The 14205-nt window shown below is 40.4% G+C and carries 12 protein-coding genes and 1 pseudogene; 11 read left to right on the top strand and 2 right to left on the bottom strand.

Annotated features, from left to right (window positions below):
* Positions 1–149 precede the first annotated feature (149 nt).
* The 9 genes and pseudogenes from rpmB to HT703_RS01760 all read left to right on the top strand — a co-directional run bounded on the left by rpmB (position 150) and on the right by HT703_RS01760 (position 8777).
* A complete protein-coding gene (gene rpmB, locus HT703_RS01800; RefSeq protein WP_001140948.1) occupies positions 150–338 on the top strand; it encodes a 50S ribosomal protein L28 in 189 nt (62 codons plus the stop codon).
* 154 nt (positions 339–492) lie between these two features.
* Entirely contained in the window at positions 493–858 is a 366-nt protein-coding gene (locus HT703_RS01795) for an Asp23/Gls24 family envelope stress response protein (protein ID WP_000216436.1), read from the top strand.
* Positions 859–860: 2 nt separating this feature from the next.
* Positions 861–2528, top strand: a complete 1668-nt coding sequence (locus HT703_RS01790; RefSeq protein ID WP_000036650.1) for a DAK2 domain-containing protein — start codon at positions 861–863, stop codon at positions 2526–2528.
* A 205-nt stretch (positions 2529–2733) separates the two neighbouring features.
* On the top strand, positions 2734–4434 hold the full coding sequence (locus HT703_RS01785; RefSeq protein WP_000411733.1) for an acetolactate synthase large subunit: 1701 nt from the start codon (positions 2734–2736) through the stop codon (positions 4432–4434).
* Positions 4427–4903, top strand: coding sequence for an acetolactate synthase small subunit (gene ilvN / locus HT703_RS01780; RefSeq protein WP_001253803.1), 477 nt, complete (start codon positions 4427–4429; stop codon positions 4901–4903). Before HT703_RS01785 ends, ilvN begins: the two co-directional genes overlap by 8 nt.
* Positions 4904–4968: 65 nt before the next feature.
* On the top strand, positions 4969–5991 hold the full coding sequence (ilvC, locus tag HT703_RS01775) for a ketol-acid reductoisomerase (RefSeq protein WP_000290683.1): 1023 nt from the start codon (positions 4969–4971) through the stop codon (positions 5989–5991).
* Positions 5992–6075: 84 nt separating this feature from the next.
* Positions 6076–6432 (top strand): annotated as a pseudogene (locus tag HT703_RS01770) (ketol-acid reductoisomerase).
* A 50-nt stretch (positions 6433–6482) separates the two neighbouring features.
* Positions 6483–7733 (top strand): threonine ammonia-lyase IlvA, encoded by a 1251-nt coding sequence (ilvA, locus tag HT703_RS01765; RefSeq protein ID WP_000952969.1) that lies wholly within the window; start codon positions 6483–6485, stop codon positions 7731–7733.
* Between the two features lie 828 nt (positions 7734–8561).
* Positions 8562–8777, top strand: coding sequence for a hypothetical protein (locus tag HT703_RS01760; protein ID WP_001130036.1), 216 nt, complete (start codon positions 8562–8564; stop codon positions 8775–8777).
* 108 nt (positions 8778–8885) lie between these two features.
* On the opposite strand, the gene HT703_RS01755 is transcribed toward HT703_RS01760, so the two are convergent.
* Both HT703_RS01755 and HT703_RS01750 read right to left on the bottom strand, forming a co-directional pair.
* On the bottom strand, positions 8886–9626 hold the full coding sequence (locus HT703_RS01755) for an amino acid ABC transporter ATP-binding protein (RefSeq protein WP_000189488.1): 741 nt from the start codon (positions 9624–9626) through the stop codon (positions 8886–8888).
* Positions 9626–11191 (bottom strand): ABC transporter substrate-binding protein/permease, encoded by a 1566-nt coding sequence (locus tag HT703_RS01750; RefSeq protein ID WP_001227321.1) that lies wholly within the window; start codon positions 11189–11191, stop codon positions 9626–9628. Before HT703_RS01750 ends, HT703_RS01755 begins: the two co-directional genes overlap by 1 nt.
* A gap of 163 nt (positions 11192–11354) precedes the next feature.
* On the opposite strand from HT703_RS01750, the gene HT703_RS01745 reads away from it, so the two are divergent.
* Complete coding sequence (locus HT703_RS01745) at positions 11355–13220, top strand: DUF2207 domain-containing protein (protein WP_000467300.1); 1866 nt, start codon at positions 11355–11357, stop codon at positions 13218–13220.
* Positions 13221–13279: 59 nt separating this feature from the next.
* Positions 13280–14125, top strand: coding sequence for an undecaprenyl-diphosphate phosphatase (locus tag HT703_RS01740; protein ID WP_000280764.1), 846 nt, complete (start codon positions 13280–13282; stop codon positions 14123–14125).
* The last annotated feature ends 80 nt before the right edge of the window (positions 14126–14205 follow it).

The following is a 14205-nucleotide window of genomic DNA, read 5'->3' as shown; positions in this document are numbered from 1 at the left end:
TCATTATAGAACTTTCAATATCACATTCGAATCACAATAAATAAAAAAATCTTCCAATTCCCTTGCAAAAATGAAGAAAGTGTGATAACATAGTACGGTATGTAGTGCTAGCACATCCGCTATATTAGATTTAATAGGAGGAAAACACAATGGCTAAAGTATGTTACTTTACAGGTCGTAAGACTGTATCAGGAAACAACCGTTCACACGCGATGAACCAAACAAAACGTGCCGTAAAACCAAACCTTCAAAAAGTTACTGTTCTTATCGATGGTAAACCTAAAAAAGTTTGGGCTTCAGCTCGCGCTTTGAAATCAGGTAAAGTTGAACGCGTTTAATAATAAAAGCAAGGAGACCTCAGGGTCTTTTTCTTTTGACATAGTGAAAAAATCATTTTAAAAGCAGAGTAAATATCCGCTGATACAGTATTCTGCTTTTACACTTGGGCTGAAATATGATAAAATAGAGTATCAACTAGTTGAGGTAAAAAGGATGACTGTAAAAATTAATACAAAAGATGGTCAAATCGAACTAACAGATGAAGTGATTGCAACCGTCGTAGGTGGAGCAGCAACTGAAATTTTTGGTGTGGTCGGTATGGCTAGTAAAAATGCCCTCAAAGATAATTTCCAAGCCCTTCTAGGTAAGGAAAATTATTCCAAAGGTGTCGTCGTAAAGGCAGCCGAAGATGGAAGCATTGCAGTTGATGTGTATACCGTGTTAAGCTACGGAACAAAGATTAGTGAAGTGTCAAAAAACATTCAAGAGCGTGTTGCCTTTAGCTTGGAAAACCAGCTTGGAATTACTGCTCAGACTGTAAATGTCTACATTCAAAATATCAAAGTTGTAGGAGAATAACCGTGTCAAAAATTACTACTAGCTTATTTCAAGAAATGGTGCAGGCTGCATCAACTCGCTTGAATAAGCAAGCTGAATATGTCAATTCATTAAACGTCTTCCCTGTTCCAGATGGAGATACTGGAACAAACATGGGGATGACCATCGAAAATGGAGCTAAAGAAGTTGCAGACAAGCCAGCTTCTACAGTTGGAGAGGTAGCGAGCATTCTTGCTAAAGGGCTTTTGATGGGTGCGCGTGGGAACTCAGGAGTTATTATGTCTCAGCTTTTCCGTGGATTTTCACAAGCCATCAAGGATAAAGACGAGTTAACAGGTCAAGACTTGGCCCTTGCCTTCCAATCAGGTGTTGAAGTTGCCTATAAGGCAGTGATGAAACCAGTTGAAGGAACGATTTTGACAGTTTCTCGTGGGGCTGCTATCGGTGCTAAGAAAAAAGCTGAGCAAACAGATGATGCTGTTGAAGTCATGCGCGCAGCCTTGGAAGGTGCTAAAACAGCTCTAACTAAAACGCCAGACATGCTTCCAGTATTGAAGGAAGTTGGCGTTGTGGACTCAGGTGGTCAAGGATTGGTCTTTATCTACGAAGGTTTCCTTTCTGCCCTTACTGGTGAATATATTGCATCTGAGGACTTTGTAGCGACTCCTGCCAATATGAGTGAAATGATCAATGCAGAGCACCACAAGTCTGTGGCTGGTCATGTGGCGACTGAGGATATCAACTTTGGTTACTGTACTGAAATCATGGTAGCTCTTAAGCAAGGTCCAACCTATGCCAAAGATTTTGACTACGATGAATTCCGTAACTACTTGAATGAACTTGGAGATTCTCTCCTCGTTGTCAATGATGATGAAATCGTCAAAGTCCATGTCCATACAGAAGATCCAGGACTTGTCATGCAAGAAGGTCTAAAATATGGTAGCTTGGTCAAGGTAAAAGTTGACAATATGCGTAACCAACACGAAGCACAGATTGAGAAAGAAACTGCCCAAGTTAGCAAGCCAGCTGAAGAAAAAGAGTATGCTTTGATTGCTGTGGTGGCTGGTAAAGGTCTAGCAGATATCTTCCGTTCTCAAGGTGTGGATTATGTTATCGAAGGCGGTCAAACCATGAACCCTTCAACAGAAGACTTTATCAAGGCTGTTGAACAGGTCAATGCCCGTAACATCATCTTCCTGCCAAATAACAAGAATATCTTCATGGCAGCTCAATCTGCGGCAGAAGTTTTGGAGCAACCAGCAGTAGTGGTAGAGGCTCGCACTCTTCCTCAAGGTTTGACAAGTCTTCTTGCCTTTGATTCAAGCAAGTCCATTGAAGAAAACCAAGAGCGTATGACAGCTGCTCTTAGCGATGTCGTTAGCGGAAGCGTCACAACAGCCGTGCGTGATACAACGATCGATGGTTTAGAAATCCATGAAAACGATAATCTAGGTATGGTGGATGGGAAAATCCTCGTGTCAAACCCTGACATGCACCAAACCTTGGCAGAAACTTTGAAACATATGTTGGATGAAGACAGTGAAATCGTAACCTTCTATGTCGGTGAAGACGGAAGCGAAGAACTTGCCAATGAAATCGCTCAAGAAATCGCAGAAGAATTTGAGGATCTTGAAGTTGAAATCCACCAAGGTCAACAACCTGTTTACCCCTATCTATTTAGTGTGGAATAAGAGCCGATTAATGAAGGACTGAGAAATCAGTTCTTTTTTCTTTTTTAGTAAATGAAAACGGTATCTTTTTAATAAAAACAAAAATAACATTCATAAATAAACGTTAAAATAGAAAATTCAGAAAATTTCTTCTTTTCTCTTGAAAATTTTTTAAAAAATGGTATGATAGTAACAAGTTATTTTTAAGAGGAAAGAAAGGGGAACAATGGAGAAAATCAGTTTAGAATCTCCTAAGACGGGTTCGGACCTAGTTTTGGAAACACTTCGTGATTTAGGAATTGATACCATCTTTGGTTATCCTGGTGGTGCAGTCTTGCCTTTTTATGATGCGATATATAATTTTAAAGGTATTCACCACATTCTAGGACGCCATGAGCAAGGTTGTCTGCATGAAGCTGAAGGTTATGCTAAATCAACTGGAAAGTTGGGTGTTGCCGTCGTTACTAGCGGACCAGGAGCAACAAATGCCATTACAGGGATTGCGGATGCCATGAGCGATAGTGTTCCCCTTTTGGTCTTTACAGGTCAGGTAGGGCGAGCAGGGATTGGGAAGGATGCCTTTCAGGAGGCAGACATCGTGGGAATTACCATGCCAATCACTAAGTACAATTACCAAGTTCGTGAGACAGCTGATATTCCGCGTATCATTACGGAAGCTGTCCATATCGCAACTACAGGTCGACCAGGGCCAGTCGTCATTGACCTACCTAAAGACGTATCTGCTTTAGAAACAGACTTCATCTATTCACCAGAAGTGAACCTACCAAGCTATCAGCCGACTCTTGAGCCAAATGATATGCAAATCAAGAAAATCTTGAAGCAATTGTCCAAGGCTAAAAAGCCAGTCTTGTTAGCTGGTGGTGGAATTAGTTATGCTGAGGCTGCGGCAGAATTAAATGAATTTGCAGAACGCTATCAAATTCCAGTCGTAACAACTCTCTTAGGTCAAGGAACAATTGCAACGACTCACCCACTCTTCCTTGGAATGGGGGGGATGCACGGTTCTTTCGCAGCGAATATTGCCATGACAGAGACGGACTTTATGATTAGTATTGGCTCTCGTTTTGATGACCGTTTGACAGGAAATCCAAAGACTTTTGCTAAGAATTCTAAGGTTGCCCATATTGATATTGACCCAGCCGAGATTGGCAAGATTATCAGTGCAGATATTCCTGTAGTTGGAGATGCTAAGAAAGCCTTGCAAATGTTGCTAGCAGAACCGACAGTTCATAACAATACTGAGAAATGGATTGAGAAAGTTACTAAAGACAAGAACCGTGTTCGTTCTTATGATAAGAAAGAGCGTGTGGTTCAACCGCAAGCAGTTATTGAACGCATTGGTGAATTGACGAATGGAGATGCCATTGTGGTAACAGATGTTGGTCAACACCAAATGTGGACAGCCCAGTATTATCCCTACCAAAATGAACGTCAGTTAGTGACTTCAGGTGGTTTAGGAACCATGGGATTCGGAATTCCAGCAGCAATCGGGGCTAAAATTGCTAACCCAGATAAGGAAGTGGTCTTGTTTGTTGGGGATGGTGGTTTCCAAATGACCAACCAGGAGTTGGCTATTTTGAATATTTACAAAGTGCCAATCAAGGTGGTTATGCTGAACAATCATTCACTTGGAATGGTTCGCCAGTGGCAGGAATCCTTCTATGAAGGAAGAACATCAGAGTCGGTCTTTGATACCCTTCCTGATTTCCAATTGATGGCGCAGGCTTATGGTATTAAAAACTATAAGTTTGACAATCCTGAGACCTTGGCTCAAGACCTTGAAGTCATCACTGAGCATGTTCCTATGCTAATTGAGGTAGATATTTCTCGTAAGGAACAGGTGTTACCAATGGTACCGGCTGGTAAGAGTAATCATGAGATGTTGGGGGTGAAGTTCCATGCGTAGAATGTTAACAGCAAAACTACAAAATCGTTCAGGAGTCCTCAATCGCTTTACAGGTGTCTTATCTCGTCGTCAGGTTAATATTGAAAGCATCTCTGTTGGAGCAACAGAAGATCCGAATGTATCGCGTATCACCATTATTATTGATGTTGCTTCTCATGATGAAGTGGAGCAAATTATCAAGCAACTCAATCGTCAGATTGATGTGATTCGCATTCGTGATATTACAGACAAGCCTCATTTGGAGCGCGAGGTGATTTTGGTTAAGATGTCAGCGCCAGCTGAGAAGCGAGCTGAGATTCTAGCGATTATTCAACCTTTCCGTGCAACAGTGGTAGACGTAGCGCCAAGCTCGATTACCATTCAGATGACAGGAAATGCTGAAAAGAGTGAAGCTCTATTACGAGTCATTCGACCATACGGTATTCGCAATATTGCTCGAACGGGTGCAACTGGATTTACCCGTGACTAAAAATCCAACTTAAATTTGTTAAACCAGCCTAAAAGGCAATAAATGATAGAAAAGAGAGAAAAACTATGGCAGTTCAAATGGAATACGAAAAAGATGTTAAAGTAGCAGCACTTGACGGTAAAAAAATCGCCGTTATCGGTTATGGTTCACAAGGACATGCGCATGCTCAAAACTTGCGTGACTCAGGTCGCGATGTCATCATCGGTGTACGTCCAGGTAAATCTTTTGACAAAGCAAAAGAAGATGGATTTGACACTTACACAGTAGCAGAAGCAACTAAATTGGCTGATGTTATCATGATTTTGGCACCAGACGAAATCCAACAAGAATTGTACGAAGCGGAAATCGCTCCAAACTTGGAAGCTGGGAATGCAGTTGGATTTGCTCATGGTTTCAACATTCACTTCGAATTTATCAAAGTTCCTGCGGATGTAGATGTCTTTATGTGTGCTCCTAAAGGACCAGGGCACTTGGTACGCCGTACTTACGAAGAAGGATTTGGTGTACCAGCTCTTTACGCAGTATACCAAGATGCAACAGGAAATGCGAAAAACATTGCTATGGACTGGTGTAAAGGTGTTGGAGCAGCTCGTGTAGGTCTTCTTGAAACAACATACAAAGAAGAAACTGAAGAAGATTTGTTTGGTGAACAAGCTGTACTTTGTGGTGGTTTGACTGCCCTTATCGAAGCAGGTTTCGAAGTCTTGACAGAAGCAGGTTACGCTCCAGAATTGGCTTACTTTGAAGTTCTTCACGAAATGAAATTGATCGTTGACTTGATCTATGAAGGTGGATTCAAGAAAATGCGTCAATCTATTTCAAACACTGCTGAATACGGTGACTATGTATCAGGTCCACGTGTGATTACTGAGCAAGTTAAAGAAAATATGAAAGCTGTCTTGGCAGACATCCAAAATGGTAAATTTGCAAATGACTTTGTAAATGACTATAAAGCTGGACGTCCAAAATTGACTGCTTACCGTGAACAAGCAGCTAACCTTGAAATTGAAAAAGTTGGTGCAGAATTGCGTAAAGCAATGCCTTTCGTTGGTAAAAACGACGATGATGCATTCAAAATCTATAACTAATTAGAAAGCAAAGAATTTTGCTTAAAATAGTAGCTTCAGCTATTCGTGGGATATTAGATATACTTATTTAGGGGTTGAAATCATATGAATATTACCAATTTGTTTTCTATCAAGACAGGATGTGATGAAACTGATAGGCAACTGCAAAAATTATTTTTTCAGTTGGATTTACAATTGGGAGAATTGACAGATCAACTAAGAAAATTAGATTCTAATTTTGTTTCTCGTAGTTAATTTGTAGACACGCTGGATTTGAATGATGTAGAATATAAAGAAGTTTTAAACTATTTTATCTTCCATCGTAATGATAGTGAAGAAAGTTTGGCAGAATGGTTATATGATTGGATTTCCACAAATCGTTATGAACTTCCTAAAGAGTTTTCAATTCGTATGGCTCATAAATATCATGAAAGTGTTGCTGAAGTTTTTGGAGATGAATAACTAAAAAAACAGTCATTAGTGACTGTTTTTTATAGAAAAAGAGGTTTTATATGTTAAGTTCAAAAGATATTATCAAGGCTCATAAGGTCTTGAATGGTGTGGTTGTGAATACCCCACTGGATTACGACCATTATTTATCGGAGAAGTATGGTGCTAAGATTTATTTGAAAAAAGAAAATGCCCAGCGTGTTCGTTCCTTTAAAATTCGTGGTGCCTATTATGCTATTTCTCAGCTCAGCAAGGAAGAACGTGAGCGTGGGGTAGTCTGTGCTTCTGCGGGAAATCATGCGCAGGGAGTTGCCTATACTTGTAATGAGATGAAAATTCCTGCTACTATTTTTATGCCCATTACCACTCCGCAACAAAAGATTGGTCAGGTTCGCTTTTTTGGTGGGGATTTTGTAACCATTAAACTAGTTGGAGATACCTTTGATGCCTCAGCCAAAGCAGCTCAAGAATTTACAGTCTCTGAAAATCGTACCTTTATTGCTCCCTTTGATGATACTCATGTCCAAGCGGGTCAAGGAACAGTTGCTTATGAGATTTTAGAAGAAGCTCGAAAAGAATCGATTGACTTTGATGCTGTCTTGGTCCCTGTTGGTGGTGGCGGTCTCATTGCCGGGGTTTCTACCTATATCAAGGAAACAAGTCCAGAAATTGAAGTCATTGGGGTAGAGGCTAATGGAGCGCGTTCCATGAAAGCTGCTTTTGAAGCTGGTGGACCTGTTAAACTCAAAGAAATTGACAAATTTGCGGATGGGATTGCTGTGCAAAAGGTAGGACAGTTGACCTATGAAGCAACGCGTCAACATGTTCAAACTTTGGTAGGTGTCGATGAGGGATTGATTTCTGAAACTTTGATTGACCTCTACTCTAAGCAAGGGATTGTTGCAGAACCTGCTGGAGCAGCTAGTATCGCCTCTTTAGAGGTTTTAGCTGAATATATCAAGGGGAAAACCATTTGTTGTATCATTTCTGGAGGGAATAATGATATCAACCGTATGCCAGAAATGGAAGAGCGTGCCTTGATTTATGATGGGATCAAACATTACTTTGTGGTCAATTTCCCACAGCGTCCAGGAGCTTTGCGTGAGTTTGTAAATGATATCTTGGGGCCAAATGATGATATCACCCGTTTTGAGTATATCAAGCGAGCTAGTAAGGGAACAGGTCCAGTATTGATTGGGATCGCTTTGGCAGATAAGCATGATTATGCAGGCTTAATTCGTCGAATGGAAGGTTTTGATCCAGCTTATATTAACTTAAATGGGAATGAAACGCTCTATAATATGCTTGTCTGAGGACTAATAAAAAAATATCATATTATTTGCACAACTAATGTATAGGTGTTATAATGATAGTGAAGAAAGGGGGCGATTCCTATGGTTTTAGGAAGCTTATCGTGCTATTTCTACTACAACTCACTATAACACCTATTATTTTCGATTCTGTTTATATTAAGGCGGCAGAATTACTTACTATATATAAGGAAATTTTTTGAAATCCCCAATTGTATATATCCCTAATTTGAGATTTCTCTAAATATAATAGGAATCAAAAAAATAATCAATGTTTGTGAGATGACTGCTAGGTGAGTTGGTCGAAAAACTCGTGAGATAGACAATAGTGCTAGACATGCAATAGCTAGTGATACTGATTTTAAATGACTAGCTGGAAAGTGGGTATGTAATCAGAAGATGCAAGATTGTACAAAGTAAGTAGTACCGGTTGTGAAATGGATAAGATATAGATAAGGACAGGAAAGGAACCAAAGAAGGAGAAAGAAAACGGAATGATTTAGAGATAGTGAGGAGTGAAAGACTATCTTTAGTGGGCTTGTTGATTTAAAAGGAATAGATAGAATGAAATAGTAAATCCTGTCTATCCTATTAAGAAACTGGTATTCAGCATACGTGAATATTTTTACAAATTTAAAGTTTAATAATGCAATTGTTTTTTAGGAGCATACTGATGGGTTATAGTAAGCGGAAAACTATATATTATCGGCTTTAAAAAGGAAGTAAGAAGATTCTGGGTCATTTATTTTATTGAATATATGTTTTTTTATTGACAAAAGTAGTAAAAACGTATACAATTAAGTATTGTAAAGAAGAAAATAGGAGAAAAACATGGCTAAGTCAAACTTTGAAAAAGTAGAATCAGTTGTTGGCTGGGTTCGTGATAAGAAAATCACAGGCTACCGTATCTCTAAGGAAACGAATGCGCGTGAAATGTCTATCATTGCTCTGGCGCAGGGTCGTGCAAAAGTAAAAAATATTTCATTTGAAACAGCCCTAGGCCTAATTGATTTCTATGAAAAAAATCATGAAAAATTTGAAGATTAATCTTTGGATAACGGCGGATTCTTGACCCTCAAGTAGTAGAGATAGAGAATCTGCCTTTTCATTTTGAGGACAGCAAAAAGACTGCACGGTTGAGGCAGCCTTTTCTTTTTATTTGAGATAGCGTTGAAGGAATTCTTTTGTACGGTCTTCTTTAGGATTGGTGAAGAGATCTTCTGGTTTGCCTTCTTCAGCAATCACACCCTTATCCATAAAGATAACACGGTGAGAGACATCACGGGCGAATTCCATTTCGTGGGTTACGACAATCATGGTCAAGCCTTCCTGAGCCAGATCTTGCATGATTTTGAGGACTTCTCCAACCATTTCTGGATCGAGAGCTGATGTTGGTTCATCAAAGAGAATAGCGTCCGGATTCATGGAGAGGGCACGAGCGATGGCCACACGTTGTTTTTGACCCCCTGAGAGTTGTCTTGGCTTCGCTTGCCAGTAGCGTTCTCCCATGCCGACTTTTTCTAGGTTTTCTTTGGCAGTCTTTTCAGCTTCTGTGCGTTCGCGTTTAAGGACAGTTGTCTGAGCGACAATTGTGTTTTCAAGCACGTTGAGATTTTCAAAGAGGTTAAAGGATTGGAACACCATCCCCAACTTTTCACGGTATTGCGTGAGGTCATAGCCTTTTTCGAGGACATTTTGTCCATGATAAAGGATTTGTCCATCAGTTGGTGTTTCAAGTAGGTTGATGGAGCGTAGGAAGGTCGATTTCCCGCTTCCAGAGCTTCCGATGATAGAGATTACCTCTCCCTTGTGGACAGTGAGTGAAATGTCTTTTAGCACTTCGTTTTGGCCATAGGATTTTTTGAGGTGTTTAATTTCAAGGATTGCTTGTGTCATTATTTAAAATCCTCCGTTTGTATTTGGTTAGCACCTGTAGTATAGGTATCCATGTCCATTCTGCGTTCGATGAAGCGTAGGATACGTGTTACGGTGAAGGTGAGGACAAAGTAAATCACGGCGATGATTGTAAATGTCTGGAAGTATTGATAGGTTTGAGTTGCCACGGTATTTCCTGAGAAATAAAGTTCGACAACAGAGATAACGTTCAATACAGATGTATCTTTGATATTGATGACAAATTCATTACCAGTTGCAGGTAGGATGTTACGGACAACCTGAGGCAGGACAATCTTACGCATGGTTTGGTTATGGGTCATACCAAGAGCAGTAGCAGCTTCAAATTGTCCCTTGTCAACTGCTAGGATACCACCACGGACGATTTCAGTCATGTAGGCACCAGTGTTAATCGAAACGATGAAGATAGCAGCCAGTGTGCGATCAAGGTTGATACCGAAAGCTTGGGCAGTTCCATAGTAGATAACCATCGATTGAACGATCATTGGCGTACCACGGAAAATTTCAATGTAGACATTGAGGATCCAGCCGACTAGTTTTTGTAGGCTATAAATGGCTTTATTTTCAGAGAGAGGAGCAGTACGGAAAACACCAATGGCAAGTCCAATAATGAGACCTGTGATAGTTCCGACGATAGAGATTAAAAGGGTGACACCCGCACCACGCAAGAGTTGTTGCCAGTTTTCAGAAAGAATTTTAGCAACTTGGCTAAAGAAACTACTGCTAGTCTCTTCAGTTGTTGTAGCTTCGGCAGGTTGTTCCTTGATCATACGATCCATCAAGGCAACTTGGTCGTCTTTTGAAATGGTTTCAATGCTGGCATTGATTTGGCTAATACGATTGTCATCTTTACGAAGTCCAATGGCGATAGCTGTATCTTCTTCCCCAGTTTTGAAACCTGGTTCTACTTGGACCATCTTGAACTTAGAGTTTGCAGCTTCGGCAGTCAGAGCTTCTGGGCGTTCAGAAACATAGGCATCGATGACACCAGCCTCAAGAGCTTGGCGCATTTGAGCGAAGTCTCCCATGGCTGTTTCTTTTTTAGCACCTGGGATTTGTGAAATCAAGTCATAAAGGTAAACACCTTGTTGAGAAGTGATTTTCGCACCATTAAAGTCATTCAAAGATTTAGCATTTGCGTAGGCAGAATCTTTTTTGATAAGCAAAACTGGTTCGCTAGTGTAGTAACTGCTTGAAAAGGCAATTTCTTGTTTACGCTCGGCAGTAGGACTCATACCTGCGATAATCATGTCAATCTTACCAGAAGTAAGGGCAGGGACTAGACCTTCCCACTTGGTTTTAACAACCAAAGGTTCTTTACCTAAGTCCTTAGCGATTTTCTTGGCGATTTGAACATCGTATCCGTTGGCATACTGGTTGGTTCCATCGATTTTGACAGCTCCATTGCTATCATCATCCTGGGTCCAGTTAAAGGGGGCATATGCTGCTTCCATCCCGATGCGTAAATATTCATCGGCTTGAGCAACATTGACAAGTCCTAGCGTCAGCAAGAGACTTGTGAAAATAGATAAGTATATTTTTCTCATGATTTCTCCTATTCTAATCTATTAAAAAATAACTGTCTCCTATTTTATCGAAAAATGCGTAATTTTTCAACATAAGTAAGCCTTTACTTACGAAAAAATGCTATAATGATAAGAAAGATAAAAAGGGGGCTTAGTTGATGAAAAAAAAACTTTTTTCTTACTGATGTTTGGCTTGTTTTGCCTTCTGCCACTTTCTGTTTTCGCCATTGATTTCAAGATAAACTCTTATCAAGGGGATTTGTATATTCATGCAGACAATACGGCAGAATTTAGACAAAAGATAGTTTATCAGTTTGAGGAGGACTTTAAGGGCCAAATCGTGGGACTTGGACGTGCTGGCAAGATGCCTAGTGGATTTGACATTGATCCTCATCCAAAGGTTCAGGCTGCGAAAAATGGTGCTGAACTAGCAGACGTTACGAGCGAAGTGACAGAAGAAGCGAATGGTTATACTGTGAGAGTCTATAATCCAGGCCAGGAAGGCGACACAGTTGAAGTTGAGCTTACATGGAACTTAAAAAATTTGCTTTTCCTATATGATGACATTGCTGAATTAAATTGGCAACCTTTAACAGATAGTTCAGGGGCTATTGGCAAGTTTGAATTTCATGTAAGGGGAGACAAGGGAGCTGAAAAACTCTTTTTCCATACAGGGAAACTTTTTAGAGAGGGAACGATTGAAAAGAGTAGCCTTGATTATACTATTCGTTTGGACAATCTTCCGGCTAAGCGTGGAGTTGAATTGCATGCCTATTGGCCTCGAACTGATTTTGCTAGCGCTAGGGATCAGGGATTGAAAGGAAATCATTTAGAAGAATTTAATAAGGTAGAAGACTCGATTGTTAAAGAAAAAGAGCAAAGTAAACAACTCCTTACTTGGGTCTTACCTTCGATACTTTCTATCTCCTTGTTATTGAGTGTCTGCTTCTATTTTATCTATAGAAGAAAGACCACTCCTTCAGTCAAATATGCCAAAAATCATCGTCTCTATGAACCACCAATGGAATTAGAGCCTATGGTTTTATCAGAGGCTGTCTACTCGACCTCCTTGGAGGAAGTGAGTCCCTTGGTCAAGGGGGCTGGCAAATTCACCTTTGACCAACTTATTCAAGCTACCTTGCTAGATGTGATAGACCGTGGAAATGTCTCTATCATTTCAGAAGGAGATGCAGTTGGTTTGAGGCTAGTAAAAGAAGATGGTTTGTCAAGCTTTGAGAAAGACTGTCTAAATCTGGCTTTTTCAGGCAAAAAAGAAGAAACTCTTTCCAATTTGTTTGCGGATTACAAGGTATCTGATAGTCTTTATCGTAGAGCAAAAGTCTCTGATGAAAAACGGATTCAAGCAAAGGGGCGTCAGCTTAAATCTTCTTTCGAAGCAGTATTAAAAGAGATGCAAGAAGGGGTCAGAGACAGGGTTTTCTTCTGGGGGCTCCCAGATTACTATCGTCCTTTAACTGGTGGGGAAAAGGCCTTGCAAGTAGGTATGGGTATCTTGACTACCTTGACCCTATTTATCGGATTTGGTCTGTTCTTGTACAGTTTGGACGTTTATGGCTATCTTTACCTCCCCTTGCCAATACTTGGTTTTCTAGGTTTGGTTTTGGCTGTTTTCTATTATTGGAAGCTTCGATTAGATAATCGTGATGGTGTCCTAAATGAAGCAGGAGCAGAGATCTACTATCTCTGGACCAGTTTTGAAAATATGTTGCGTGAGATTGCGCGATTGGATCAGGCTGAATTGGAAAGTATTGTGGTCTGGAATCGCCTCTTGGTCTATGCGACCTTATTTGGCTATGCGGACAAGGTCAGCCATTTGATGAAGGTTCATCAGATTCAAGTGGAAAATCCAGATATCAACCTCTATGTAGCTTATGGCTGGCACAGTATGTTTTATCATTCAAGCGCGCAAATGAGCCATTATGCCAGTGTCGCAAATACAGCAAGTACCTACTCTGTATCTTCTGGAAGTGGAAGTTCTGGCGGTGGTTTCTCTGGAGGCGGAGGTGGTGGAAGTATCGGTGCCTTTTAAAGAGAACTGCCATAGATTGAAAAATATGCTATAATGGAAGATAGAAAAAGGAGTAATCTATGTATCTTATTGAAATTTTAAAATCTATCTTCTTCGGGATTGTTGAAGGAATTACGGAATGGTTGCCGATTTCCAGTACAGGTCACTTGATTTTAGCAGAGGAATTTATCCAATACCAAAATCAAAACGAAGCCTTTATTTCCATGTTTAATGTCGTGATTCAGCTTGGTGCGATTTTGGCGGTCATGGTAATCTACTTTAACAAGCTCAATCCTTTCAAACCGACTAAGGACAAGCAGGAAGTTCGTAAGACTTGGAGACTATGGCTGAAGGTCTTGATTGCGACCTTGCCTTTACTTGCCGTCTTTAAGTTTGATGATTGGTTTGATACCCACTTCCATAACATGGTTTCTGTTGCTCTCATGTTGATTATCTATGGGATTGCCTTTATCTATTTGGAAAAACGTAATAAAGCGCGTGCTATCGAGCCAAGTGTGACAGAGTTGGACAAGCTTCCTTATACAACAGCTTTCTATATCGGACTCTTCCAAGTTCTTGCCCTTTTACCAGGGACAAGCCGTTCTGGAGCTACAATCGTCGGTGGTTTGTTAAATGGAACCAGTCGTTCAGTTGTGACAGAATTTACCTTCTATCTAGGGATTCCTGTTATGTTTGGAGCTAGTGCCTTAAAGATTTTCAAATTTTTGAAAGCAGGACAGCTCTTGAGCTTTGGACAATTGTTCTTGCTCTTGGTTGCGATGGGAGTCGCTTTTGCAGTCAGCATGGTGGCTATTCGCTTTTTGACAAGTTATGTGAAAAAACACGATTTTACCCTTTTTGGTAAATACCGCATCGTGCTTGGTAGTGTCTTGCTACTTTACAGTTTTGTCCGTTTATTTGTATAAGAAAAACCTTGAAGGGGCAGCTCTTCAAGGTTTTATACTCTTTGAAAATCTCTTCAGACCGCGTCAGCTCTATCTGCAAC

The sequence above is a fragment of the Streptococcus sp. 3874 genome (assembly GCF_013276425.1).
In the GTDB taxonomy this organism is placed as follows: domain Bacteria; phylum Bacillota; class Bacilli; order Lactobacillales; family Streptococcaceae; genus Streptococcus; species Streptococcus pseudopneumoniae.
The sequence above is the reverse complement of the archived record's forward strand: the minus strand, read 5'-3'. Positions and strand labels throughout refer to the sequence as shown.

Bases quoted from the DNA above. Each gene is read 5' to 3' on its own strand.
- rpmB (WP_001140948.1), top strand. From the start codon at position 150: ATGGCTAAAGTATGTTACTTTACAGGTCGTAAGACTGTATCAGGAAAC.
- HT703_RS01795 (WP_000216436.1), top strand. From the start codon at position 493: ATGACTGTAAAAATTAATACAAAAGATGGTCAAATCGAACTAACAGAT.
- HT703_RS01785 (WP_000411733.1), top strand. From the start codon at position 2,734: ATGGAGAAAATCAGTTTAGAATCTCCTAAGACGGGTTCGGACCTAGTT.
- ilvN (WP_001253803.1), top strand. From the start codon at position 4,427: ATGCGTAGAATGTTAACAGCAAAACTACAAAATCGTTCAGGAGTCCTC.
- ilvC (WP_000290683.1), top strand. From the start codon at position 4,969: ATGGCAGTTCAAATGGAATACGAAAAAGATGTTAAAGTAGCAGCACTT.
- ilvA (WP_000952969.1), top strand. From the start codon at position 6,483: ATGTTAAGTTCAAAAGATATTATCAAGGCTCATAAGGTCTTGAATGGT.
- HT703_RS01760 (WP_001130036.1), top strand. From the start codon at position 8,562: ATGGCTAAGTCAAACTTTGAAAAAGTAGAATCAGTTGTTGGCTGGGTT.
- HT703_RS01755 (WP_000189488.1), bottom strand. From the start codon at position 9,626: ATGACACAAGCAATCCTTGAAATTAAACACCTCAAAAAATCCTATGGC.
- HT703_RS01750 (WP_001227321.1), bottom strand. From the start codon at position 11,191: ATGAGAAAAATATACTTATCTATTTTCACAAGTCTCTTGCTGACGCTA.
- HT703_RS01745 (WP_000467300.1), top strand. From the start codon at position 11,355: ATGTTTGGCTTGTTTTGCCTTCTGCCACTTTCTGTTTTCGCCATTGAT.
- HT703_RS01740 (WP_000280764.1), top strand. From the start codon at position 13,280: ATGTATCTTATTGAAATTTTAAAATCTATCTTCTTCGGGATTGTTGAA.